General features: G+C 66.1%; 12 protein-coding genes. 8 read left to right on the top strand and 4 right to left on the bottom strand.

Features of this window, described 5'->3' with window-relative positions; genetic code table 11:
- Positions 1 to 21 precede the first annotated feature (21 nt).
- The 6 genes from M1L60_RS33375 to M1L60_RS33350 all read left to right on the top strand — a co-directional run bounded on the left by M1L60_RS33375 (position 22) and on the right by M1L60_RS33350 (position 20,871).
- On the top strand, positions 22 to 16,008 hold the full coding sequence (locus tag M1L60_RS33375; protein WP_253241550.1) for a toxin glutamine deamidase domain-containing protein: 15,987 nt from the start codon (positions 22 to 24) through the stop codon (positions 16,006 to 16,008).
- 279 nt (positions 16,009 to 16,287) lie between these two features.
- Positions 16,288 to 16,593 carry a hypothetical protein gene (locus M1L60_RS33370; RefSeq protein ID WP_253241549.1) on the top strand — a complete coding sequence of 102 codons (306 nt, stop codon included), beginning with the start codon at positions 16,288 to 16,290 and terminating at the stop codon, positions 16,591 to 16,593.
- 48 nt (positions 16,594 to 16,641) lie between these two features.
- Positions 16,642 to 17,328, top strand: coding sequence for a hypothetical protein (locus M1L60_RS33365; RefSeq protein ID WP_253241548.1), 687 nt, complete (start codon positions 16,642 to 16,644; stop codon positions 17,326 to 17,328).
- A gap of 481 nt (positions 17,329 to 17,809) precedes the next feature.
- Positions 17,810 to 18,280 carry a hypothetical protein gene (locus M1L60_RS33360; RefSeq protein WP_253241547.1) on the top strand — a complete coding sequence of 157 codons (471 nt, stop codon included), beginning with the start codon at positions 17,810 to 17,812 and terminating at the stop codon, positions 18,278 to 18,280.
- A gap of 142 nt (positions 18,281 to 18,422) precedes the next feature.
- Positions 18,423 to 19,622 carry an AfsR/SARP family transcriptional regulator gene (locus M1L60_RS33355; RefSeq protein ID WP_253241546.1) on the top strand — a complete coding sequence of 400 codons (1,200 nt, stop codon included), beginning with the start codon at positions 18,423 to 18,425 and terminating at the stop codon, positions 19,620 to 19,622.
- A 172-nt stretch (positions 19,623 to 19,794) separates the two neighbouring features.
- A complete protein-coding gene (locus tag M1L60_RS33350; protein ID WP_253241545.1) occupies positions 19,795 to 20,871 on the top strand; it encodes a hypothetical protein in 1,077 nt (358 codons plus the stop codon).
- A gap of 677 nt (positions 20,872 to 21,548) precedes the next feature.
- Here M1L60_RS33350 and M1L60_RS33345 read toward each other — a convergent pair.
- On the bottom strand, positions 21,549 to 23,123 hold the full coding sequence (locus M1L60_RS33345; RefSeq protein WP_253241544.1) for an alpha/beta hydrolase: 1,575 nt from the start codon (positions 23,121 to 23,123) through the stop codon (positions 21,549 to 21,551).
- Between the two features lie 185 nt (positions 23,124 to 23,308).
- Here M1L60_RS33345 and M1L60_RS33340 point away from each other — a divergent pair, with 185 nt between their 5' ends.
- On the top strand, positions 23,309 to 23,479 hold the full coding sequence (locus M1L60_RS33340; RefSeq protein ID WP_253241543.1) for a hypothetical protein: 171 nt from the start codon (positions 23,309 to 23,311) through the stop codon (positions 23,477 to 23,479).
- Positions 23,479 to 24,093 (top strand): CDP-diacylglycerol--glycerol-3-phosphate 3-phosphatidyltransferase, encoded by a 615-nt coding sequence (gene pgsA, locus M1L60_RS33335; protein WP_253241542.1) that lies wholly within the window; start codon positions 23,479 to 23,481, stop codon positions 24,091 to 24,093. The genes M1L60_RS33340 and pgsA overlap by 1 nt, the downstream gene beginning before the upstream one ends.
- Here the strand turns inward: pgsA and M1L60_RS33330 are convergent.
- The 3 genes from M1L60_RS33330 to M1L60_RS33320 all read right to left on the bottom strand — a co-directional run bounded on the left by M1L60_RS33330 (position 24,029) and on the right by M1L60_RS33320 (position 26,583).
- Complete coding sequence (locus tag M1L60_RS33330) at positions 24,029 to 24,877, bottom strand: UbiA family prenyltransferase (protein WP_308208575.1); 849 nt, start codon at positions 24,875 to 24,877, stop codon at positions 24,029 to 24,031. The two genes, pgsA and M1L60_RS33330, sit on opposite strands and share 65 nt — an antisense overlap.
- Positions 24,878 to 24,895: 18 nt before the next feature.
- Positions 24,896 to 25,237, bottom strand: a complete 342-nt coding sequence (locus M1L60_RS33325; protein ID WP_253241540.1) for a beta/gamma crystallin-related protein — start codon at positions 25,235 to 25,237, stop codon at positions 24,896 to 24,898.
- Positions 25,238 to 25,644: 407 nt separating this feature from the next.
- The gene (locus M1L60_RS33320; protein ID WP_253241539.1) at positions 25,645 to 26,583 is read right to left on the bottom strand and encodes a TIGR03619 family F420-dependent LLM class oxidoreductase; all 939 of its coding nucleotides are present in this window, start codon (positions 26,581 to 26,583) and stop codon (positions 25,645 to 25,647) included.
- Positions 26,584 to 26,728 lie beyond the last annotated feature (145 nt).

Raw genomic sequence — 26,728 nt, 5'->3', positions numbered from 1 at the left:
AGCTGAACGGCAGGCTTCACCGTGGTCGACATTCATATCGAGGACCCCAACTACCAGTGGGTGTACGACGCGGTCCTCTACACCGTGGGCGAGCAACTGCCCAAGGCTGACATCCCCCAGGTCCGGGCGATGGTGGCTGACCTGATCAACACCGCGACCATGGTGAGCCAGCAAGTCGACGGGACCGCCGCATTGAGCCGGCGCGTGCCGCAGGTCCTCAGCGGTAACGCCGGCGACGCCTTCGACGAATACGCCAGCACCATCACCCGGGACCTGCCCACGGTCAGCGAGATCACCACGTCCCTGGCCGGCGCCGCCGACGGCTTCGCCCTGGACACCGAAGCCGCCCAGTACGTCGTGCTGATCGTCGCGTTCTGGACCGTCCTGGAAATCTTCAAAGCCATGCTCACCGGGTTCGGCGCCGCCGCCGCCCCCGCCATCATCGCCGCCGGACGCAAAGCCATCAAAGAAACCCTCGACGAACTACGCGGCGCCCTGACCACACGCCTGCACGCACTCAACGACAACATCACCCGCACCCTGACCGGCGTCACCGTCACCCGCGGCGTCCCCGAAGCCGGCGAGAAGGCCGCCCGGAAGAAATTCTCGGACCTGACGACACCCGAGAAATTCCGATACCTGGGCTGGGAACTGGCCAAGGAAGGCGCGCAGGAAGCCGTCGAAGAAGGCAGCCAGGACGGCGCCGCCCAAATGATCCAGGTCTTCGAAGGCAAACGCGGCAACCTCGACGAACTGCAAATCTTCATGTCCGCCGCGTTCGGCGCCGCCACCTCCGCCTTCATCACCGTCTACAACAAAGCCGGCCGCACCGCCATCCGCGTCACCGCCGGACGGAAAATCTCCGACTACATCTTCAAGAAAGAACACACCAACAACTTCAACCGCCTGACCGTCCGAACCCTCGTCCAAGCCATCATCGAAACCCTCGGCGAAGGCACCACCATGTCCCTGATCGGCGGCGGCGGCTTCAACGCCGGCGCCACCCTCTCCTCCGCCTTCCTCACCGGCATGGGCGTCGGCGCTCCCCTGCTCCTGGTCGAAGTCCCCGAAAAGACCCCCACCGGCAAAGACAACAACGGCGGCAAAAACAACACACTGACCGAACCCGGCGCCGACCCCAGCGCAAATGCAGGCAAGGGCGCAGCCGCCGACACAGAGCCTGGCGCGGGAGCCGGCGCGGGTGCGGGCGCGGGTAGTCCGGCCGCAGCCGGCGCGGAGGGCCGGCCCACCGCCGGCGGGACATCCGCCACGGGCGATCGCGGGGCTACGGGCGGCGCGGCCACCGACGGTGCCCCTCAGTCGGCCGCCACCAACAGCAACGCGAACCCGGCCACCGTCGTCGACGCTCCCACCTCGGCCAACCCCGCGACCAGCAGCGGGTCCGGCAGCAACAACTCCGCGCCGAACGGTGGGGCGGCGACAGGCACAGCCCCGGCCATCAGCAACAGCGGAAACCCGGCCACGACCGGCTCTTCCCTTACCAATGCCGCTGCGGCAACGATCGGCAACCCCAGTGCCACCCCCACCACAGCGGCAAGTCCTCCCGCGGGCTTGGGAGCTGCTGGTGGCACCTCCACCACCGGCGATACGAGCTCGCCCAGCGGTGTCTCCACCACCGGTGGCAGCCCGGCCGCGAGCGGCAATGCGGCCAGCTCCTCTACCACCAGCAGCTCTACCACCAGCTCCTTTACCGCCAGCAGCTCTGTAGCAGCCGGCACATCGGCTGCCAACGGCAAGATCAGTGAAGGTTCGGGCAGCACCACGACCACGGCGTCGCCGGCCACACTCGCCGCGGCGGGTGGCATGTCGTCGTCGATCGACGCGCCCTCGTCGCCGGATCAGTCACCGGGATTGTCCGGGATGGACATCGCGACCAGCACTCCGGCCGTCGCCGCGGCCGCTACTCCCTCCGCCTCCGCTACTCCCTCCGCCGCCGTGAGCGGGACCAGCGCGCCTTCCTCGGGCACCACCGCCAGTGGCTCCCCATCGGCTACCGCGAGCACATCAACCAAACAGCCGGTCGACTCTGCCAGTGCGAACAGCACACCGGCCGAAGCCGGACTGGCCGGACTGGCCGGACTGCAATCCGTCCTCGTTCCCGCCCCGGCAGCCACCACGATCAACACAGCCACCGACGCGTCGGTCACACCCCCGACTACCCCCGACCTCGTCGCCCACGAGGTCCGGCCCGCTCAGCACGGCGCCGGCACCACTGAGACCGGCACCCGGCTGCCGACCGGGCAGGCAGTGGCTTCCCCGCCTCCGCCAACCGACAAACGCCCGGAAAAAAGCAAAACCGCCGGCGCCGGCCTGGCGACCGACCATCGGGACCAGCTGGACCGGGCCAAGCGTGAGTTCACCCGCCTCGGCAAGCAACGGGACACCGATCCGCAGAAGACCCCCGAGCGACGCGACCCGTTCGAACGAGCAATCATCGAGGCCCGGGCCCTGGTCGGCCGGCACGGCGTGCGCCTGCCGATCGTCATGAGACACGGCGAGGCGGACCCCCGATTCGACGGATCGGATGCCGGCTGGACGCTGACCGCCATTCTCGCCGACTACCTAACCACGCCCGGCAACGACAAAGCCGGAGCGGACACCCTGGCCGCACAACTAATCACCCAGTACCAGATCGAACGCGACACACGGGCCGGACTGCTCGGCGGTATGGCCCCCAAGCCTGCACCAAGAGTGCCCGGCCCGCGGACTCGCACCCCCTCGCGTCCGGACCCCGCCGGGCGCCCACCGCAACACCAGGCGGACCCACCGCCCGTGCCCACCGCGCAGCCCCAGAAGCGCAACCCGCTGCCACAACCTCCCATCGGTAGGGCGGCGAGCACACCGCCACCGCCGGTAACGACGGCGGCGAGCACACCGCAACCGCCCCGGACGCGCGCCCCGCTGCCGCAGCCACCCGCGACCATACCGCCACCGCCCGCGCGTCGGCCGCGCAATCCGCTGCCGGCGCCATCCGCGCAGACGGCGTCTGGAGTTGCGAATCCCTCGACGCCGGCGAGTAGTTCAAGTCGGACAGCTCAGGCTGCCTCACCTGCACCGACCAGTAAGCTCCCACCAGTCCCGGTTCAGCCGGCTCCGATTGCTCCCGCTCGACAGTCCCCGGTGGCGCCGTCCGCATCCCCGTCAGGCCCAGCTCCTCAGGCGCCGCCGAGCGTCCCTGCACAGCGTCCGATGCCCCCGGCGGAGTCTGAGGAATCGGGCTCCAGGCCGTCTACCAGGCGTCCGGCGGTTCAACCGGAACAGGCGGCGGCAGGCACAGCGCAGCCCGGCCACCGTCGGCCCCGGAGGCCGATCACGAACTGGACCCGGGAGCTCAACGACCTGCCTGCTGACGAAGTGGACAACTATCGAGCGCAGGCGCGCTGGTTCGCCGACCAGCACTCACCGAACCACCTCGACCCGGTGCCGAGCGAGTGGCAAGCCCGACGACTGTACGACGAGCATCTCGACGAACTCGCCTATACCTACGCGGCCGGCTTCGACGAGACTGCTCGTCACGCCGTCCTCCAAGATCAGGAACAGAAGGTCTGGTTACGTGAGCTGCTGCAGAACAAGACCATCGAACGGTTCCTCGAGAACTATGTACCCGAGCCGGGCCGGGCGACGTTGGGCGTGGTGGATGCACAGCGCTCGGCCACGGTCGGTCGGATTCGGTTGGCGCTCGACCTGTACGCGCCCGACTCGACGAGACGCGGACCTGAGGAACGGCTGAGCGCACTCCTGCTCGTGCTCAAGCAGGAAAAAAATGACCTCGCAAACAATTTGACCGGCTTGGAACTGCACGACCCGCTGGCCACCTATGCGACCTACCTCGACGACACGGTCAGAATTCTCGAGGACAAGGCCACCGAGAAAGGCCTACGCGTCGAACACGGCTCACGCCTCGATGAAGATCAGCAAAAGCAGGTAGCGGACCTGGCCAGACAACTCCGCAGCGAAAAGAGCGCCATGCTGACGTGGGCGCCCGGCGACGGCGGCCTGGAGAGGCTTTTCGAGCAGGTTCAAACCGACTTGGACCTGATCCTGTTCCCCTCCCACACCCCGGAATCCGGCACAAGAATCCGTGAGCAGTTGTCGGGTCGCCTGACCGCGCTCACTCGACAACTCGGAACTCTTCAAGCCAAGTTGGAGGTCGTGCGGCAACCGGCAGCCGAACCGGTCTCGTCCGCCTCCCGTGCCGCGCAAGCCGATTTCAGCGCCAATGAGAGCGGTAAGGCAGCACAACGTAACCGGCGGCAGGGCCGAGTAAGGCGTCTGAGCAGGACAATTACAGCACTGCAACAAACCCTCGCGAAGCCGCGGGGCGAGGGGAAACCGCGGCTCGAACCGCGAAAGCCCCAGGATGATGCCGGACGCCGTGCACCGCAGCAACAGCCCGCACCGCCTCCGCAGCCTCCCACGGTCACGCAGACAGCACCCGCAGAATCCGGCCGTGAAGCCACGCGCACGGGACGAGTCCCGGCGGACGGATACTGTCAGATGTACAGCACCATCGGCTACAACCCGACACTGATTCACGACAAACTCTCGACCGGCAACTGGGCCGACCAAGACATCCTGGAATGGCTGCAGGACACCGCGCGAGTACGCGCCGACCTGCAGGCCAGTGCCGAGCTGGGCTCGCTCGGGCAACGGCCGGCCGATGATCTTCCCTTCCGGGCGGCCGAGGCTTTCCGCCAATTCGTCATCGATACCTTGGACCAATACCAGGACAATCCGGCGGCCCTGCCGGCAGATATCGTAAAGCTCTACCGCCTCAACGGTATCGTCAATGAACGTGTTCCCGACCCCGGGCACTTGCGTGCGACGATGCGAGACGCGGGCATAGACAAAGTGACGATGGCTTCGCAAGTACCACATGGCTGGCTACGAGAGCGTTACGTCGAGAAGCGAGTCAGCGATCTGATCGCGCAAAACCCCGGCATCGACGCCGGAGCCGCCCGAAGAGAGGCCGAAAGCAAATTCGCCGTGAAGCCCGGCGACTATGAGGTGTCACCTGAACAGTACCAAAATCACGTTAAGATGTTCAACTACATTGCTCCGGACGGCCTCGATCTCGAGGATGCCCCCGTTGACAACCTGCAGCAGATGCTGTCGAACCATTACTTTAACGATCCACCGGTGACCGCGGGCGAATTCCGCGAAATTCGTGAGGCCCTCGACGGATGGTCTTACAAATACTACGATCGAGTCGGAGAGGCGTTCCTCGGTCTAATCTCTTTCGCTTTGAGCACACCCATCAAAGTCGAGAACGACAACGGCAAGGGTGAACGAATCGAGGCATTCACCTTCAACGGTGGCCGCAAGGATCTCTCCGCAGCTCAGCACGACACGATCCGGCTCGAAGCCCGCCACTTGCACTACGCATACGTACTGAGCCCGGACGACCCAGCAGCCCGCAACCCCCAGCCGCCTCACGCGCCGGAAAAAACGAACGCTCAAGGTGACAGCGCTGACGCCGCCTCCCCCCTCACCGGCAATCCCCGGCGCCGGCCGCCGCTACCGCCCGAGAACGAAAGTGATCACAGGCCCTCCGCGATCTCGGCCGCCGGAACCGCTGGGATGGAAGCCGGGCGACAGAATTCCCGTGGTAACCGATACGACTCCCACGAACGAGGCACCACGGCAACATCGCGGCCCCTTCCAGCGCCGACCACCGGCCCCGCGAATGCCGCACCGCCGCACTCGCCGCCGACTGGCAACCCTTCTTCCAGCGAGCTTGCGATCCATTCCCTCACACCACCCCCAGCGTCCTCGTCCCCGGGAAACCCATCTTCCGCATCGGCCACGTCCACCACCTCCCGATCCGGCTCCGGTACAGCCCAGCGGAACCGGCGCCCCCTGCCCACCCCGCAAAGCAGTCATGGTCGAGAGGGAACCGGAGCACCGACACGAGACGACAGTGACCCATCCGGCGCCTCCGTCAACCCGCGGCCCGCACCAAAGCCACACTGGCTGTACGACTCCACCACGTTCACCGAAGAGCCGCCGACCGACCCGCAGAACCCCCGGGACCGGCAAAACCTCACCAGTACCGGCTACGCCCCCGATGGGCAGATCATCGCCAGGCGAGACCTCCGCGCCCGCCAGCTCCCACTACCACCCCGCACCGACTCGAGCCAAGGTCGTGGCAATACGGGTTCCTCCGGTCCGGGCCGTCCCATCACCTCCTGGCTCCCTGACGACGAAGCCGCCCGCACGGCCTACCCGGCCCTGTCCGTCGTCAACTCCGAAACCGGCGACTCCACCACCAACTGCGTCATGACGGCCATCGCCATGGACCTGAGCCTGGCCGAAGCCACGACTTTCACCGCCCCGGCCGACCCCCCGCGACCCGAACGCTGGCTGGCCAACTACCAACAAAGCATGCTCACCACGCAAGAAGGCGAGCAACCACCGCTCTACAGCACCACCCTCGACGCCGTCACCCACGCCATGAACAGCGCCGAACCCGGCGCCCGCGGCATCATGCTCGCCCGACGCGGCAACACCACCTCACACGCTTTCAACGTCTACCGCCACCACAACGGCGTCGACTTCCTCGACAGTCAACGCCAAGGCCTTGCCGTCGAACCCGGCGACATCACCGAATGGGTCTTCATCCCGCTGTCCGCCGGTATCCCGGCACCACAAAACGCCCACTCCCTCCACCCTGAAGACCTCGACCCCAGCGACACCGCCGGCACCGCAACCGACGAGACGCCGTCCGATCTGCACCAGCTGTCCCGCCTCGTCAACCCCGCCGACACGGCCGGCGACGCCTGGGACGTGCCAGCGGATAAGCTTCCCCCGAGTCGGCTCGACGACGCCGCCCGACGTGAGGTTGTCAGCACCGGCCGGCCCGCTTCGCTGCCGTCCCTCTCGATCCGTTCGGAGTCCGGCCGTGTAGAGCGGCCCAGGCGTACGAACATTCACCGCGAACAACTACGGCAGAACCGGATTCACCGTACGGTCGATCATGCGAACGGTTCCGACCAGCCGGACGGCTCCGCGCAGTCACCGCAGTCGACACCAGCCCGGCGCGCTGCCCGCCCCTCGTGGAGCCGGCCATCCCGGCCCGGGTGGCTTCGTTTGTCCTATCTCAAACTGGTCGTCCAACCACGTCCGGAGATCACGCCGGGTGCCTCCGGCCGAGACGCCGCCCCCGTGGGCCGCCGGTCCGGGAAAGCCGCCTGGCGAAGCTGGTCCCGCCTGAAGATGATCGTCCAACCTCGTCCCGGCGCCGCGCCCCGGCCTCACGTCCGGGTCGTCGATATCGTCCGCCGCCCACCGAGCAGACGCCGATGGGTCAGGTGGCTTCTGCGTCACGAGAAAACCACGCGAGTCGACGTCACGGTCACGACGGAAATCGTCGACTACCAACGAGACACCCTGCCCAATTCCTTGAGCCACAAAGCCCTGGGCCGGCTGATCTATCTCGCTACCGAGGCTTCTCACCGACTGAACCCGGAGGACGCTGACCGAGAGGGCCGGACCAGTGAGGACTTCGCGGGCGTCCTGCTGTCCGACGCCCGCCGCGGCCTCTTTCCGGGCGGGCTCGCCGCGATCGACTCCACCACCGACCCCCACGACGATCAAGGCCACGGATGGCCCACGCAGTCCCTGGCGGACATCGAAGAGCAGCTTCGTGCGGCCGGCCCTGGGACAACCGCGTTCATCCGCCGCGATGTCCTGGGCTTCGAGCCACACGCCTATCTGCTGTACGTCACCGCCGACAGCCAGATCTCCTATGCTGACCTGCACGATCAGAGCCAAGTTGGCATCCGCCCCCGGGTAAGCCTGGAGCTGACCGGCGGGCTGAAAGTGCGCCTGGTCAACCAGCGCGGTCAAATCATCACAACGACCGCGCACGACCCTGCACCGACAGCCGCGCAGCCAACCGGGCCGCTGCCATGGACAGGCAGTTGGGGCCCCGTTCTGCCCGCGCGGGAGCAGATGAAGTCGGAGTTGAACAGGCTCGAGACCCTCGAACCCGAACGGCATCGGACACTGATCGCGGGAGCCGCCCAGCGGAATCCGAGCACGACCGACAACGCGACCACCATCGCGTACGTTCTCCATCGTCACGGAAATTCAGCAGCCACCGACGTGGCAAACTGGTTGGACAGCGGTGCCCTGCCCTCCATGAACGGGCCCGTGCGGGTGCCGGGCGACGGATACTGCCAGCTGTACAGCATCATCGGCGCCGGATCGGAGAACCTGCTCGAACTCACACGCAAATCACCTGAAGAGCTCGAAGAACTGCAGAAAGCGGCGGAACCCCCGGAGCACGGGACGGCCGAGGAAGTCGAGGAGTCCAGGGATCTTCGGGCGCGCGAGGCACGAAAAATCCTCAGGGAATACACCGCCCTCAACGACTGGCTGTCGGACCCCGCGAAGGTGCGCGCCGATCTCGACTACTACGCCACGACCTCCGTACGCGACCGGCACGGCCTCCTGCCCGCGGACACCTACCCCCGCAAAGTCGCCACCATTCTGCTAGACAAAACCCTCGACTATCTGGAAAGCCACGCTGATCCCGGTACGTTTCCCGCCGAGGTCCTCTTGCCCTACCGAGTACACAAGGCGCTCGACGAAGACGCTCCCCTGGACATCGACGGCGCCCGGGCAGAGCCGGTGACCATGCGCGAGTTCGGGGAACTCAAGGCGGCCGCGGCGAACTGGCACGAATCCTGGTCCAGCAACATAGGCGAGGCCTTCCTGCCCCTCCTGGCCGCCGCGCTGGACCTCAACATCGGAGTCCGCGGGGCAAACGTCAACGCCTCGACCGGTCCGACGTACGCGGCCCCGCAGAACTTCGGCCACCCCGACAACCCCCGTATCGAAGTGGCCCGTCACGCCGACCACTACGAACTTCTGCCCGACCCGGCCCCAGTCGCCCGACCGGACTCGAATACCGAGGCCCCCCTTTCCCCCTGGACCTCGTCAACCGGCGTGCAGACCTTCATGTCGACCGCCGGATACGACTCCACGGGCCGGATCGATGTCAAGCCGGCTCGAAACAAACGGCCAGAATTCAAACCAGCCGGCCCAACGGCAGCAGAATCCGCTGTAATTGAATCGACCGAGACGGATGGGCCGCTGATGCGCGCGGTCCGGGAAGATCCGACGTTCAAAAAATTCCTCGGCGAGAACCATCTCGCGGAGACGGGCTTCTCCCGCCCTCTCCAGTCCGGACTCGCGGCGAACCACCGCAACGACGAGGATCAGTTCGTCGGCCTGTACGGAGTGCTGGCCGCCGCTCGTGACGATGCCAGCGACAACTCCCGGCTGACCGAGGTAGCCGATGCGGTGGCCGCTATCAGCCCGCAGCTGGCCTCGGCGGGCCTGATGGACCTCCCGTTCGCCGACCTGCACGACAACGAACTGGCCGACCTCCTGGTCGGTTCGATCGATCGGCTTTCCCGGACGCCTTCACCATCCGCTGTCGAGAACGAAGCCATCCAAGTTCTCGGAAGATCACTGGACGCCCTGACACAGGCACACCTACCCTCACTCTCCGAACATACGAGGATCGCCGAACTCAGTCATCTGTCCGCCGCATTGGACCGGACGTCTGAATTCGTGGAGGCCAATGCAGAGACCGGACTTTCTCGACTAAGCGAACCGATCGATCGAGTTCGCAAAACCTTGCCTCGGCCCGTCGCGTTGCTGGCTGACCGGGCGCAGGTGGCCCCGTGGGCGGAACCGGAACCGCTTGTCACCGATACACCCGTCCCGTCGCAGTCTCACTCGTTCGGTCACCGAACAACTCTGGGGCGGGCCTTGGCTCGTATGCGGAACATGTTCCACAAAGCGGCTGTGCCCACACCCGCCACCCTGATACCCGCCGAAAACGCAGCACTCGACACATTCCACCGCTGGTACGGAAAACAACCCCAACGCGATAACCCCGAAGACCCCACCAACAAACTCCTCAACAACGCCATCAGCATCGTCAAGAACAGCGACATCACCGTCACCACCACCGACAACCCCCACACCAACCCGTCCAGCAACTCCTACGCAGTGCCGGCTAATCGCGACGACGTCGGCGATGAGAGCCCCGAGGCTCGAACACCAGCCGATGAAACGTCTGCCCCGGCTGATCGAGCGCGAGCCCGCCTCGCGCTCGAGGTGCCCAACAGTCCGAGATCCCGGCCGGCCCCGCGGTCTCACACCGACCTGGCGCGTATCGCCGACGAAGTGCTTCGGGAGGCCGCGGACTTCGACGACTGCGTCGTGCTCCTCACCGCACTGCGGGACAAGCTCTACCCCTCAGGTGTCCGGGCCGGCGTCACCCTCGACGACAGCAGCATCGGCACCCGCCGCGCCACCGAGCAGTTCGCGTCACGGCACGGATGGCCTCGCGCATCGTCATGGCATGAAATCGAAGGCGCCGTCCGCGCAGCCGGCCCGGGAAGCACCGGCTTCGTCCTGTTCGACCGTCCTCTCGGCGCCAACTCGAGCGGCAGCGACCTCGGCCACGCCGTTGCCGTCCACAACTCCGGAAGGACCAGCCCGGACGCTGAGTCTGATCAACTGCACTGGATCGACCTTGATGCGCAGTCCATAACCAGCACCTTCGACCGTCCACAGAGCCCGGAGGAATGGGCTGAACGCCGCGGCGATCTGTTGGAATCGGCAATCGACCTACGCGCTCTCGTCGTCAACGGATCGGCCGAGGTCCAGCATCAGTCCTCGGACGACGTCCCGTCCGACTCCACCGCTCGTGCCCTCACCGACGCGTCCGCCTCGCGCTATGGCCGCAGCGGGCTGGAAGCCGAGATCCATTCCGGCTTCGTCAGCATTCCTGGACAACGTCTCGGTTACGTTCCACCGCAATACGGAAAGGTGATTATCAACCCCTCTACTGGACTGTCCGTCATCATGGATACGGGTACTTTCCGGTGGCTCGACGACCACTACGAGTACGTGTGGCCGAAGCAGGAGAACGGCGAGGTGATGTCGATTCTTGAAATAGTCTCCGACCCCATGCCTAATCTGCTGCGCGAGGGCGATCAGACGACCCGGCGCATTGCGCAGAACTCACGGGAGGAGCGGCACCAGGTCTACCAGACCTTGACTCGTCTCCGACCCGGCCCCACGGCCGATCTTCGAGAAACTCGGGAGACGACGCTCTCGGCGATCTTCCCGCCGTCCAGGGGATGGATGTTCGCCACGTTGCCCGACGGGAGCTCGCCGGCGAACTGGACCTATACGCCGGTGAGGTCGCCAGACAACCATCTCTCAGTGGCACCGCAATACACCATCGGCGTCGAGATCGGGTCGGTACACAATTTCCTTTCCATGATCAAGAACTATTTCATGGAAGACCAGCCTCCACCGAACGCGCTACAGAGGCAGCGCTGGGGAAATGAACTCCTCAATGATGGCCTTGCGCTTTCCGACAGCATCGCGAACGAAATCAGGAATGATCCCGATTTCTCTCTCAGCCCGCAGGAGTTCAGAGAGTTGCGGGATATCGTTCTTCTGGCCTACACGCACGGCATCGGCTACGCCCTCGGCATCATCACGCCGCGCAATTTGATCAAAAATCAGGTAACCGCGTTGTCGAGAGTCAACCTCTCGGCCGTTCGGTCCCGGGCTCTGCCGAACGTGCAGTATGTCCTGCACCAGCGCCGAGACCGCATTCGCAACAAGTTCCAAGGCGCCGTAGCGGAGAAGGTCCCCGACTATCACGAGCGCTATCAGCGGAGCGTCGGGTTCACACTCAACGGCACGGTCTTCGAATCCGCGCCGATGTCGGCGGCCGGCCCCGGAGTCACGGTAGGGGCTTACATCGACGCAGCGCTCCTTCCTACGCATCGCCCGATCCATCAGTCCGAGGCATTCGGACGCATGACAGTCCTCCCCGATCTGGACTATTCTCGTCCTCCGGGTCACCGCGGACTCCTTCCATTGGAGCTTCGCCGGGTAGGCACCGTCGGTCTGGTATCGCCGGACACGGCGGAGACCACCCTGGAGCAATTGGTCAACGTAGCCCGGCTGGCCACCGCTCAGGCCAGCTACGACAACTTCTCGCAGCCGCACTACATCGAGGCTCTGCGCAACGCCGTCCCGCCCCAGCAATGGACAGCTCAGCATCAGGCAGCGGCACAGATGTTCCTCGCTGATCGCCTCCTCGATCCACCAACCGGCCGGGACTCCGTGGGTTACCTCGGTCAGCTCGCCCAGCTGGCCGAGTACTTCGAGACAGCGACCAGCCGCCCCGGCGAGACTTATATTTTCCTGCCCGCCGCCACCGCCATTCAGCTCATGCTTGCTCTGTACAGCTCGAACTCGCCGAACGCCTCCCACGTCCAGGCCGCACTGGGCAGCCTGACCCAAGTCCGGGCCAGGTTCGCGATCTACTTGCTACCCCGGCTCGACACTGCGAGCCAGGACCAGCGCATGGCGCATGCTGCCGCACAAAGCGCAGTCCTAGTAGTTGACAACCTCGCAGCGAGATTGAGGCGGCAGCTGAGCTCTGTTCGTCCGGCCGCGCGAAGCCACGCGTCGGTTTCCTATTCGGGGGCACCTCACGGTGGCAGCCGGTCCTTCTGGGGACAACGTCCCGGCGATGTCGGCAGCTCGGGCCCAGGCCGTCCGATCACCTCACGGCTGGCCGACGACCAGGCTGCGCGCGTCGCCTATCCGGCCCTGGCCGTCGTCAACTCGGAAGCCAGCAACTCCACCACCAACTGTGTGCTAGCCGCTATCGCATTGGACATGAGCCTGACCGCAGGCGAGACCATTTTTCTCGCTCCTGACGATGACGCGCAGCCCGAACGTAACCTGGTCAACTACCAACAAAGTGTGCTCGACACGGCCGAAGGCGACCAGCCACTGCTCTACAGCAGCACCAGCCTTGATGCCGTCGCCGACGCCATGAACGAATCTGCACCCGGTTCTCGCGGTATCATGATCGCTCGACGTCGAGATGCGATCTCGCACGCGTTCAACGTCTATCGCGCCGCCGACGGGGTAGATTTTCTTGACAGCCAACGCCGGGGTCTCGCGGTCGAACCAGACGACGTCATCGGGTGGGTGTTCATACCTCTCAGCCCAGGCATTCCGGCACCACACGATGCCGCGGCTATCAGCCTCGACGCGCATAGCACTGGCGATGTCAACGGTGACCAAAGTCAAGACGAACGTGCAGACGATCGTCAACAGCCGACTACCGAACCGGACAGGCGATCGCGTCAAGCAGCAGCGGAAAAGATCGCACCGTACAAGGACAGGACGTCGGCCGTTCTCGACGACACAGCGGGAGCGACCGACGCGAAGCCCCAGTCCACGGACCAGACCGTCGGTCGCGGTCGGCGGCTCAGTGAGGCGGCACCGCCGATAGGCATCAACTACACCAGCGACGGACGCTTGACCACCACGTTCCAGAGCGCACTTCTTCATCCGGCGCGCTCTTCCATGGCTGTCGCCGCGACACAGGCTCACCCGCTCTCGGCCGACAACGATCACGACATCGACGAACTCGTCTCACCAGCAGCACAAACGGCGATCAACGCCATGCCCCCGGTGATCGACCACGACCCCGAGCCGTCCGCCACCCTGACACCCCGACCGACCACACGTGGGTTCGCCGATCCGAGGAACACTCCTTCGGTCAGCATTGACTACGATGCTGACGGGCGACTCGTGATCGACCAGCACAACAGGCGCCATCCGATGAACGCCGACCCGACGGCCACGGCCGGAAGGAACGTCGGTGTCATAGCGTGGCTGACGCCTTCGAGCGTCGAGCCCTCATCGTGGCGGTTTTTGCCCGCGGCACTGTCACCGCCAACTGATCGGCAACTCGTCACGCTGGTGGTCGCCGACGACGTGATGGTGTCGGTCGTCAATCAAGCCGCCGAGGTCCACGCGACCGCCGACACACGCTGCGAGATTCAGATTCGGGAACTGAGCAGGCTCCTCCATCCCCGCCTGCGTCTTTCACGGTCGGTCGAAGAATCGGATGGCGGCAGCACCACTGTGACCGGGCGAGTCCTTCCCGCGCAGGTCTGGCAAAGGCAGGTGACGTGGGCGGAGGCCGAGATCGCTCTGAAGGCGGCCGAACCGGGAACCACGATCCTATTCGTCTGGCAGCGAGCGCACGGTCCCGGACATGCCCTTGCCGCCCATCGAACGGTTTCGGGTACATGGTGGTTGGATCCGACACGTAACAGGCCCGAGGATCGCGTGAGCACTCGTGCACCCGCGCTCTCATCGATCTACACCCGCGCCGTGCTGATCGATTCGAGCAGCACGGTACGAAGTATTCCCCAGAACGAGGGCGGCAGACTTGCCGAAACGCTGACCGATCCACCGACCGGCCGCACATTCGGGTATATGGGCTATGAGGTGGAGACTAACTTTCAGACAAACGTCCCTGAGGAGGAGTTGAGGGAACAGGGCATCAAAGACATCGCCGTGTCCAGGAACGTTGATGTGCATCTCGATATACGAAACCGCGTGATCATCGAGTTTGTTTCACCGGCCATCAATGTTTTGTATGACGAAACGGAAGGAAGGAACAACGACGAGGTCGTCGACGCTATCGATCACGAACTGAGAAGACTGGCCGACAAGCCTTCAAACCGGCAGCCCAGGCTAGACCAGTTCTATTCTGCCGACCGCGGTTTTCGTATCACCGAGGCGGAAATGGCAGAAAAGTATAGAATCACTGAGTACGACCCGACCGTGGACCCGCTAAACGACCTTTATGTTCAGTACACCTTCGGAGTTCCGGTTGAAAGCATCTATCCCTTCTTGCAATTCGTAGCACACCCCGAGAACACATATGAACCGGAACGCATCGCTCTCCTCCGGGCAGGGCTCGATTTTTCCGATCACATCACGGAAACCTTCAGGCCGACATCAAGCCGTGCAACACCAGCCGACGTAATAAGGGATGTGATGGGTCTCCGCGGATTCTTAGCAGTCGTCTACACAAATGTTGTAGGTATGGCACTGCCTGGGGTCGTGGCGATCAAAAACCAGCAAATTTTCGCTGCGCGACGTGCTCGCTCCAAAAGATCTGGGGGAGACGAACCGATTCCGGACCAACTGGCCAAGAATTACTTCTTAGCCGCTTCACGCTTTTCACTTGCCGCGATTCGCTCCATGCTTTCCGGGCCGGCTCGCGATTGGCTAGAGTCTCAGTCGGCGGATATCGTCCACTACCTTGACCTGCATGCCAGATCCAATACCGAGATAGATTTGGTCAGCAGATATCACAACACGACTTTTCTCGGACTGACTACGAAGCTCCGCGATGACCGAACCGCGGTCACCCCACAAAGATTGTTGAACAATGCGCTGCTCCCCATTTCAGCCCGAAATGTCGAACTCGACCAATACGAGTTGTTCGGCATTCGAAGCAACTTCACGATCAGTGATATTCCTCCTCGTGAACCGAGGATGGTCCGCTTCGAACTGCGCGCATTCGGAGAAAAGCCTCGAGTGAACACCTCTGAGATGAAAACCAACGCCGACCTGATTTCTCAACTGACTCGAGAGTCCGATCGTGCGACCAAGGCCCTCGCCTCTCCTTCACCGGCAACCTCCGCCATCCTCACGTTCAACAGGAGGCGAATTACGATTGAGGAACGCGATTTGGCCCAGATCGAAGCCATTGCGGTATGGCTTGTCCAGCAGCACATCTACCGGCAGCATGTCGGCGGAGCACCCCCGTTCCAGGTCGTGATCGAATCCGGCGGCAACAATCCCAAGACCGCGGCGGCGCGGGAACGTGGGAACGCCGTGAAAACGCGGCTCATCGAACGCGTCAGAGCTCTGGCGCAAGCCGCCGGCTTCCCCGCCGACGTTCAGTTTTCTGTCCGAGCCATTAATCGGGGCAACGGCGCCAGCCAAAGCCCCATACAGGATCAACGCACGTCTGCGGCTCGAAGCGCTCGGTGCGCTCTTATTTGGATAGAGCGTGTCAACGATCCGGTCGTTACCGCGAACAGCAGTCGTAGAGTCTGAACGACACGGGCACGGTACATGGCCAGGCAGCACCCACTCAGCCCATGTTGCCGGGCCGTGGTCGTTGGCAAATTCGTACGGCTGCTACCGAGATTCATGCATCAACTCCTATGGCTCACGGGCCTCGGCCGTAAGGCGGCGCGCCGCTCGATACGTCGTCGCGAGTGAGAGCAATCGGCGCAGAAGCGGCTGGGCTGCAGGTCAAGACGGAGCCTGGTCGACACAGGCACACCGTGTCACCACCCGGCCCGAGCTCAACCGATCTGATGGAGACAAGAAATGACCAGGCCCGACGAGGTGGAGTCCCGCCTTCACCACATGCTGCTGAGACTTGCCGGCTGGCTGCCGGATCAAGTCACAGCAGGGGCCCGCATGTGCCTGGCCGAGGGCAGGCCGGTGGACACGGCAAACGCTGTTCTCGGCACTCTCGTGGCTGACCGTCTGCCTGTAGCCCCGGTGGATGCCGAGGTCTTGGTTCGGCTTCTGGCGTCCGAACCGGCGCTGAACCAGCTGGCAGGTCTGCCTGTGGCCAGCCTCGACGTGCACCCGGCCTTCGACTTCGTCCCTAGGCTGCCCGGACCGTAGGACACCACGCCTCCGCCGCTTCTTCTCGATGCGACCGGCACTCCGCAGTTGCTCGACCCCATCGATCTGGCCACGGTGGATGCCCTAGCCCATGTGCCGCATCCGCTCGCGCTGTGGCGAACCTGGCGAGCTGCACAACCGGGGACCGCCGAGAGTGGCCCGATACGGGTCTATCTGCTGGTGATCGACACGGATCCGTCGGCCTATCCCGGCGCGACGGGGTGGCTGCAGGAAATGCTGACGAATGCCGGCGTGACCGACCCGCAGGTGGACACGTTCGGCCCCGCGACGGAGCTCCCGGCCTATCAGCAGCAGGCTCGCGGACGGTCCACGTTGCTGTGGGCTGCGAACCCGGCCGGTTCGGTGCGGACGGCCCGGGTCTTCGACTCGTTCGCACTAGAGTCCGGCGGCCGGTCCGATCCTGCGCATCCGCGCCTCTCCGACACCACCGAGACGGCTCGTGTGCTGCGCTATCTTGAAAATGGAACGATGTTGCTGACCACGACGGCTCGCGAGAACGACGTTCTCGACCCGGCGGCCGGCCCCGTGGTGCCGATGACCTTCCGCACTGACGGTCGCTGGATCTGGACCGACGCCGTGGCTTACTACCTTCGTACGTACGCCTTGAGCCCTGACGAGCAGTTATTGAGCCACATCCGAAGCCAGGGCGAGCCGCCGCCAGTGGACATGGTCGCCGAGCATCGGGCTCTGGCCGCGCTGACGTCCGGACGCTGATGGTCGACGGAGCCGACAGTTGTGCTTAGGTGGTGCACGAACGTTCCGTCGAGCGATTCGACCCTTCAGGACTGCCCGGCGGTGACATTCACTTGGGCGCGCGAGGAAGGGAGCCGCGTGATGAGTTTCCAGCATGAAACGCACCAGCGGGGGTATCGATGAGCCCGGCCGAGGGCAATGTCTATGTCGACCCGGAAGACCTCAAGCGGGCCGGTCTGGACGACTGCGGCACCGGCGTGACGGAGAGAACCCTGATGCCGACCCCGACGCCCTGGACTACCGGAGCCTCCTGATCGCCATTCGGCCCGACGCGGACGGACACCTTCACTACCGCGAGAGCCGAAGGTGGTCCTGGCTGGACTGCCTCCGGCTTTCACGTACATGGTCAGCGACCGATCAGCGCCGGGAAATCACCCCGGCGCAGGTCAGACCGGCCGGCCACCCGCTCGGCCGAGGGCTCCGGGACCGGTAGCGCCTCGCATTGCAGGTCGGACCGGTTGCCTTGGCCATTGATGTCCACGCAAGACAACGGACGGAAGCCGACCTGCAGCGTCTCCGGGACGCCGAACCCTCGTTCTCCGCCGAGACGCTCACCAGCCGGTTCCTGACCGGCACCGTCCGCTTGCCGGAGGCCTACCTGGGCTCGCTGCGTCAGCCGGAGTCCCGGGGCGTGAGCAGGCTGGCCCAGGTCGCCCTCGCCGACGGCGAGCTGGTCGGTGGCGCCGAATGCGTCGGGCCGATCGACTCGCCGCGTCCAGCCGATCTCTCGGTTCTCGTGGCCGACGCCTGGCAGGCGCCGTGGCGTCGGCCTGCTGCTCGTGAACGGCCTTCTCCGGCACTGTGCCGCGGCCGGGATCACGCGCCTCGAAGCGGTGGCGGCAGGGCGAACGCCGGCTGCCTCACCCTGTCCCGGGCGATCGGCGAAGCGAACGGCTGGTCGATACGGTCGTAGGCGTCGGACGGGCTCCGGCAGTTCGAGCTCATCCGTCAGGAAAGCGCGGTGAACGACGACGCCCTGACCCCGCTCCCCCTGCCGGTGAACCTGGAGACGGCGACTGCGTCGACACGTACGTAAGCGAGCTGGGCTGGCATCGATGAGATTCGAGGTGCTCGGGACGGTCCGGGCGCTCCGTGACGGCACGGAGCTCGACCTCGGAGCCCGGCAACCCCGGCTGATCCTGACGCTGCTTCTGGCCAACGCCGGACGAGCCGTCGGACTCGCCGACATCGTCGATCTGCTGTGGGGTGACCGGCCGCCGCGCAGTGCCGTCAACGTCGTACACCGGTATGTGGGCGCCCTCAGGCGGACGTTCGAGCCGGACCTGCCGCCCCGGGCGACCGGACGCTGGCTGGTGGGCGACGCGGCCGGCTATCGGATGCGTGTCGGCCCGGACGACCTCGACCTGCTTCGGCTGCGAACCCTCGCCGAGCAGGCCCGGTCGGACGAGTCCGCCGGGCGTCTGCCCGAGGCGCTGGCGGCGTACGAGACGGCTCTGGCCCTGTGGCGGGGACCGTGCGGCGCCGCCGGCGACCACCTGGCGTTCGACCTGGTGGATCACGAGTGCGCCGACGTCGCTCGCACGGCTGCCGCCCTGGCGTTGCGCCTCGGCAGCGTCCGATCGGTCCTTCCTGTGCTGCGGCGCATGGCCGAACACCGGCGCCTGGACGAGGCGCTGCACAGTCAACTGCTGCTGACTCTGTGCGCCGATGGCCACCAGGCCGAAGCCATCGCGCTCTACCAGACCCTGCGTATGCGGCTCACCGAAGAGCTCGGCGTCGACCCGGGCGAAGAGCTCCGCGACGCGTACCGGTCGGTGCTGGATCCGAATGCCGCTGAACCGGTCCCTCCGTCGGGACAGTTGCGGATCAGCCGGCTTCCGGTCACGACCCTCGTGCTGCCGGCTCAGCTGCCGCCCGACCTGCCCTACTTCACCGGCCGCGACGACGTGCGAAACGAAGTCCTCGACCTGGTCGACGACCACGGGCGGACCCAGGGATCCATGCCGATCCTCGCCGTCGACGGGCTTCCCGGAATCGGTAAGACCAGTGTCGCCGTCCACCTGGCGCACCAACTGGCCCCCGCGTATCCGGACGGCCGACTACCGCGCGCCAGGAGGGCAGTCGAACCCGGGCAGCAATCAGCCCGGACGAGATCCCTTCATCGACTGGCTGGGGCTTTCCTTCACACCAGGGGACCAGACATACGACTCCGCGGGCAGAGTCATCATGCGGTCGCCGACTCCGGCATCCGGCTCGACGAATCCACCGGACGTCGGTCAGCCCCCACCAGATGATCGCGGCAAGCCACTTCGCGGGTGGACCGACGGTCGTGCTGAAGTGGTGCACGAACGTTTCGTCGTACGGCCCGATCCTTCCGGACCGCCCGGCGGCGACATTCACTTGGGCGCGCGAGGAAGGGAGCCGCGTGATGAGTTTCCAGCATGAAGCACACCGGCGGGGGCGGCGATGAGCCCGCCCTCAGGCCACATCTACGTCGACCCGGAGGGCCTCAAGCGGGCCGGTGAGGCGTACGACGACCACGCCCAGTACTACGACCATCAGCTCAGGAATGTGCAGGGTCTGCGCTCGACGTACGACGGCTGCTGGGGCGACGACGAGATGGGACGCGAGTTCGCCACCTCGTTCCTCGCCGGCTTGGACGGCGCCGAGGCTGTGCTCAAAGGCAGCCATGCCCACGTGCGGTACGCCGCGGACACCCTCGCGGACAGCGGCACCGACTACCGTGACACGGAGGACGGTGCGGTCGACGCGGGAACCCGGCTGATCGCCCTGGCTGAGCCCGGGCCACCACCTCCCATTAGCCCGGGGCCGCCGCCCCCGACCACCCTGGCAAACCAGCCGTCACCGGCCGCGGCCGACGAGAATCCAATACCCCAGGAGTATTTCGGGAAGCCGCAGATCCCTGCGTCACCCGTGCAGGGTGGGGCGGCCAACCTCAGCCTCAGCACCGACCCGACCGGTGACACCACCCCCCTCACCATGCGCGACGGCGAAAAGGCTGACGGACTCATCCCCAGCGAACACTTCGGGACACCGCAAACCCCCGCCTCCCCCACGCATGGCGGTCCTCTGAACCTCATCGCTGAGCCCGGCGGGGAGACGCCGGCCCGCTCGCCCTACGGCGGTGAGGTCGAGGCGCCTGTCCACACCGCGGCACCGCTCGGCCCCGGGCACGGCCCGCACGAGGGGGACGTCCAGACGCCTGGCGCCGGCGCCGCACCGTTGGCTCCCGGCCATGGCGGGGCGCCGGAGATCTCGGCTCCTCACTACAACGGCCAGCCGCTGGAAGATGGCGTCCGGATGGTGGCGCTCGCGCCGGAACCCGACGGATCGTTCGTCTTCGACGCCAACCGCTACGACTCCGTCACTCCGGTGTCGCAGTCCGCGGTGTCCGGCGCTCAGGGACAGCCGATCCCCGGTGACGGTCTGCGGTTCTTCCTGGTGCGTGAGAACCCTGACGTCGACCCCGACGCCCCGGGCTACCGGAGCCTCCCGATCACTCTTCGGCCCGACGCGGGCTGACGCCGTCGCTCCCGCGAGAAGCCGGAGGCGGTCCTGGATGGGCTGCCTCCGGCTGGCGCGTACCGGGCCAGCGACCGATCAGCGGCGGGAAGCCAGCCCGGCCGACGCGGGCCCCGCTCCGCCGAGGCTCCGGAGCCGGCAGCGCCCTCGGACTGGAAATTTGACCGATTGCCTTCGGCCCGTTCGGGCAGCGTGCCATCCCGCAGACAGCCGGCGATGGTGTCGTCGACATAGGCGACATCCCCGTAGCGACGAAACGCGGGTGGTGCCGCCGACCCCCTCGACCAGAGCTCCCGAGTACGGCGTGGCCACGTCACCGGTCTCGTCGATGAGCAGGATCGTCGTCCTGGCCCCATCAACCCGCACCGCAGTGCCGGAGCGGGCGCCCAGTCGCGGCAGAGCGCGTTGAACCAGGCGTTGCCCAGACATCCCGCCGCCAGGCCCGAGGCCAGGCGACGGCGGTGACACCATGGCCAGGTAGACCGCCTGCAAGTTGTCGGAGCCGGCTGATCCAGGCGGGGCGTACCGGCCGAGCAGGCCGGTGGCGTCGCCATGGTTGGCCCAGGCCGGGAAGGTCAGACGGGGAGGAGCCGACCGGGTTCAGCGAACAAGTTCAAGGGCCGAGCAAACGGCTGCGCCGCCGGCCCGATGGGCCGGCGGCGCCGCGTGAAGGCGTCTCAGCGGCCGATCAGCTGCTGAACGTCGGCCCGGCTGATGCCGTCGGCGTCGGCGACGCGCGCGGCGGACGGGTCCGGCACCGGCACCGGCGCGCACTGCCGGTCGGATCGGTTGCCCCCAACCCGCTTGGGCAGGGTGCCGTCCCGCAGATAGTCCGCGATGGTGTCGTCGACACAGGCGACGCCGCTGAGCGAGCCGGCGTGGGTGGTGCCGCCGACCCCCTCGACCAGCACCGAGCGTGGGAACCGCTTGCGAACTTCCAGAGCTCCCGAGAACGGCGTGGCCGCGTCGCCGGTCTCGTTGATCAGCAGGATCGGCGGCGTCTTGGCCCCGTCCACCCGCACCGGAGTGCCCGGGCGGGCGCCCCAGTCGCGGCAGGGCGCGTTGAACCAGGTGTTGCCCCAGGTCAGGAACGGGTATCGGGCGTGCAGGGCCCAGGCGTCCCGCTTCCACGTCGCCCAGTCGCGGGGCCACGTGACGTCGGTGCACACCGTGGCCAGGTAGACCGCGTAGCCGTTGTCAGCACCGGGCGTGCCGGGCGGGGCGTACAGGTCGAGCAGGCCAGTGGCGTCCTTGCCGTTGGCCCAGGCCGAGAAGACGGTGGCCATGTCGGGCCAGTAGTTCACGTTGTAGCCGGCCGACAGGAAGATGTCGTCCCACTCCGACGGCCCGATCTGACCGGCGGCCGGGGTGGCGTTCAGCTGTCGCCGTTCGGCGTAGAAACGGTTGCGGACAGCCTTACCGGTCGTGCCCAGGTGGTAGATCTCGTCGTGCTCGGCGACCCAGTCGAAGAAGACGCGGCTGGCCTTGTCGAACTCGACGTTCTGGTCGAGGTTGCCGCCGTACCAGACCCGGGTGGGGTCGACGTTCGCGTCGAAGACCATGCGGCCGACCTTCTGCGGGTGCAGCGTGGCGTAGACCTGCCCGAGGTACGTGCCGTACGAGAGACCGTAGAAGTTGATCTTCTTGGCGCCCAGCGCCCGGCGGATGCTCTCCATGTCGGCGATCGTGTCGGTGGTCTTCATGTGGTCGAGCAGCGGACCGCCCGCCTTGTCACACGCCTCGGCGTACGCCTTGGCCTTGCTGAGCCAGGCCTGCTCGATCTGCCGGGTCGTGGGCACGTAGTCGGGCCGGTTGTAGCCGGTGTAGTTGACGTCGCAGCTCAGCGCCGGCCGGCTGGAGCCGACACCACGCGGGTCGAAGCCGATCCAGTCGTAGTCAGCGCCGACGCCGCCGGGCACGAACCGGCCGAGCACCGGCACGATCAGACCCGATCCACCCGGCCCGCCCGGGTTGGTGAGCATGACGCCCTGGTAGTCCTTCTCGGACGAGCTGTGCTTGACGCGTGACACCGCCAGTTCGATCTTGGCACCGTCGGGACGCGCGTAGTCGAGCGGCACGCGGACGAAGCCGCATTCGGCGCCGATCTGCTGCAGGCGCGGATCGGCGCAGACGCCCCAGGCGACGGGGGCCGGTGTCCAGCCGCCCCGTTCCGGGGCCTGCGCCTCAGCCGTCACCGGCAGGAGGGCAGCACCGAGGAGCAGGCCGACACCGACCGCCAGGAATCTTTTCATCCCGAGCCTTTCTGGTTCCGGTCGACCGGCCGCCCCATCAAGGCATGGAAATGAGCCGGTCTCTTGTCCTGCCAGACGCCGAAGGAGTGAGCAGGTTCAGCTGAATGCGGACGCAACCAGCCGGCGGCAGACCGTGAACCTGAGAACAGCGGCTGCGTCGGCAGGTACGTGACGAAATTGGGCGGGTGCCCGTGAGATTCGAGATGCTCGGACCGGTAGAGGTCTGTCGTGACGGCGCGGCGGTGGACCTCGGGGCCCGGCAACCCCGGCTGATGCCGGCCGGCGCCGTCCACCGGCAGACCCGCTTGCGGATGAGCCGAGTCGCTGAGCTCGACCGGGCGGCGGTGCGTCTCTGATGGAGGAAGAGAAGTTGCCGGCGGGACCAACCCGCACGGTGTCGCCCTACAACGCCGCGAACCTGCTGACCGTCCTGCGCCTTGTTCTGGTGCCGGTCTTTCTCGGTCTGGCGGTCTCCTCGGGTCTGACCGGCACGCCGGCCCACTTCGCTGCGTGTCTGGTCTTCATGGCGGCGTCGGCGACCGACTTCGCCGACGGCTGGATCGCCCGCCGCTGGTCGCTCATCACGCCGTTCGGTCAGCTCGCCGACCCGATCGCCGACAAGGCACTCACCGGTACGGCGTTCGTCCTGCTCTCCGCCTTCGACCGGCTGCCCTGGTGGGTGACCCTGCTGATCCTCACCCGCGAGTGGGGCGTCACCGCCCTGCGGCTGTGGGTCGTCCGGCACGGCGTGATCCCGGCCGGACGAGGCGGCAAGGCCAAAACCGTCCTGCAGGTCGTTACCCTCACCTGGTACTTGTGGCCGGCGCCCGCCTCGCTCGACCCGATCGGCGTCGGGCTCATCACCGCCGCCACCGTATTGACCGTGACAACCGGTGTCGTCTACCTCATCGGGGCGGTGCGTTTGCGGTACGGACAGGGCACGGCGGTGCCACCGCGCCAGAACCTATAGATGAGTCGAGATGAAAAAGGTCAAGCCACGATGCTCCGGTGGCGTCCTCAACAGTGTGGTGCGCAGCTTGCAGCACGGTACGGAACCGGGCCGGGAAGAGGTCCTGGGCAAGACGCTCGGCCGGCTCGGGCGGATCGACGAACACCACGTCGGTGATCTCGTCCGGGTCCGGGCGCACCTGTTCCGTCAGTGCCCCGAGGTAGAGGTGCACCGAAAAGGCGCGGTGTGTCCCGTGACGGCGGCCAGCAGGCCGAGGCAGCCAGGGATCGAACGCAGCCACCCACCACGGTGTGGCCCGGCCGAACAGCAGGGCCGTGGACTTGACGCCGATCCGCCGGTCGCCCTCCCGATCCTGGTGACCGTAGATCGTGTCGTAGCCCAGCGTCCAGAAGACGCCCGCCGCCCACAGCAGGACAGCCGGCGCGCCGACCGTTCCGGTGACCGCCACCCAGCCTGCGAAGACCAAGGTGTTGAAGCAGAGACCGAGCCAGGCCAGCGGAAACAGGATGACCTCTTCATGAACGGATACGCGACGTAGGTGGGAAGGCAGACAGCGACGACGGCGGCGGTGCCGATGGGCCCCTGCAGACGCAGCCTGGGATATTCCGTAGCGAGCCGGGCCGGCTCGCGGAGGAGTTTCATGAGAGCCACTCGACTTCCGCCATTCACGGATTCCCGTCGCAAGACCTGGGGTGAATTCGGGTCCTTTGCCGTTGGGGCCACTTTCATCAGCACGACCGCGGCGTGTGCCCGCTCCTCGGCTTGAGGACCAGGCACACGCCACCGTCGACTCAGACCCGCACTAGCAAGGCTTGATGGAGCTGACCCTGTCGTTCAGTCCGTCGTAACCCAGATTGGTCTGAACCCAGCCGGTGTAGTACGAAATCGAGTCTCCGCGATAGTTGGCGTCCGCGAAGAGGCGCCAGCAACCGAGCTGCACCTTGAGGCTGGTAATTTTGTCGTTGATATTGTGCGGGGCGAGATCCGGGAGAGCCCCGGTGACCTTGTATCCAGGTCCACCCCAAGCTTCATCGACGTAGACGAACAAGGTTTCGCCGGCCGCCGATGCGGGAGCGGGCGCCACCGCCAGACCGACAGTGGCGACCACGGCCGCAGCCGCAATACGTCCCAGTGCTTTTTTCATCAGATATTCCTCTCGATAAATTCGGCGCCGCTATCGACGACCGGTTATCACGCTAGATCCGCCATCAGCGTCGCGCCAGACAAGCCGGCGAGAGCATATTCACTTGAACAAAGTGTCCGTGGATACGTTTGCCAGGGTGTCAGCATTTGTTGCGCGATGAAATATGAGAGGCCTGGATCCGCGATTCAACGCGTCCAGCAGTGACCTAGCTGGCGGAACGCCGAACCCGCGTCCGGCGTGCATGGCACAGCGTCGGGGTTCCGCACGATTTGCATCGGCTACATGTTGACTTGGCAGCCGGCAGCGTTTATGCCTCGGGCGGGCACCCTCCTTCGATGTCCGCCATGAGGATGGAGTGGGCACAGTACGGCGGCCCTGCAGGCCGACAACCAGGCCCACGGAGCGACTCAGGCGACGGTCTCGCGCACTGAGGCGTGGAACTCGGCCAGCCGGTCGTAGTACTCGTTGCGGTCGCGCACGACGTACGGCAGCGTGGCGTAGACATGGTCAACGCCACCCTCAGCCAGCTCGGCGATGTCGGCCGCGAGTTGCCCGGCGCTGCCGGTGAACGGCTTCCGGTCACCCTCGGGCACCTCGACCAACGGCGCCACCAGGCCGATCTGGTAGACGCACCTGATCTGGGCCGGGTCGCGGCCCTCCTCCTCGGCCAGCTGGCGGATCTGGGCCAGACCGGCCACCGTCTCGGCCGAGGAGATCCCGGTCGGCAGCCAGCCGTCGGCCCGCCGGGCGATGCGCCGGAACGCGGTCCGGTTGCTGCCGGCCAAATAGACCGGCATGGGCCGGGCGGGTTTCGGGTTCACGTCGGCCGGGTCGATGCGGTAACGGCCGGTGTTCACAGCGACCGGGTTGGGACCCCACACGGCTGCGGCGACGTCGAGGAACTCGTCCAGGGCGGCGCCGCGCTCGGCGATCGGCCGGGGCGCCGTGGCCGCGAACTCGTCGACCGACCAGCCGCTACCCAGGCCGGCGATGACCCGGCCCCGGCTGGAGTGGTCGAGGCTGGCCAGCGTCTTGGCCAGTTTGACCGGCAGGTGCAGCGGGGCCACGAGCACGCCGGTGCCGAGCTCGACCCGGCTCGTGACGGCGGCCGCCATGGCCAGCGTGATCAGCGGGTCGGAGACGATGCCGTACAAGGCGGGCCAGGGCAGATCGGGTACGCCGTAGAGCCCATGGGCTCCCGACTGGTCGTGCGGGAGGAGGACCCGTTCGAACGCCCACACACTGTCGTACCCGATCTTCTCGGCCGTGCGGGCCGCGTCCGTGATGTCGGTGGCGAGGTCGTAGTCGGTGGTTTGCGGAAGGCTGACGCCCAGCTTGATGGTCACGTCCTCTAAAGCGATCTGGACGACTCGGCGTTCACCGTTGTGAATAAGATCGCTACGGGGCCGAGATCGATTCGCGCACCAGTGGCACGCCGGCCCCGCGTTCATCGACCGCTGTGTGACGGCGTCATTCATGCGATGAACTTCG

The organism is Paractinoplanes aksuensis (assembly GCF_024137025.1).
Lineage (GTDB): Bacteria > Actinomycetota > Actinomycetes > Mycobacteriales > Micromonosporaceae > Actinoplanes > Actinoplanes aksuensis.
The sequence above is the reverse complement of the archived record's forward strand: the minus strand, read 5'-3'. Positions and strand labels throughout refer to the sequence as shown.

Coding starts and splice junctions, on each gene's coding strand:
- pgsA (WP_253241542.1), top strand. CDS start 23,479: ATGGAGGAAGAGAAGTTGCCGGCGGGACCAACCCGCACGGTGTCGCCC.
- M1L60_RS33370 (WP_253241549.1), top strand. CDS start 16,288: ATGACCAGGCCCGACGAGGTGGAGTCCCGCCTTCACCACATGCTGCTG.
- M1L60_RS33345 (WP_253241544.1), bottom strand. CDS start 23,123: ATGAAAAGATTCCTGGCGGTCGGTGTCGGCCTGCTCCTCGGTGCTGCC.
- M1L60_RS33350 (WP_253241545.1), top strand. CDS start 19,795: ATGAGCCCGCCCTCAGGCCACATCTACGTCGACCCGGAGGGCCTCAAG.
- M1L60_RS33325 (WP_253241540.1), bottom strand. CDS start 25,237: ATGAAAAAAGCACTGGGACGTATTGCGGCTGCGGCCGTGGTCGCCACT.
- M1L60_RS33355 (WP_253241546.1), top strand. CDS start 18,423: ATGAGATTCGAGGTGCTCGGGACGGTCCGGGCGCTCCGTGACGGCACG.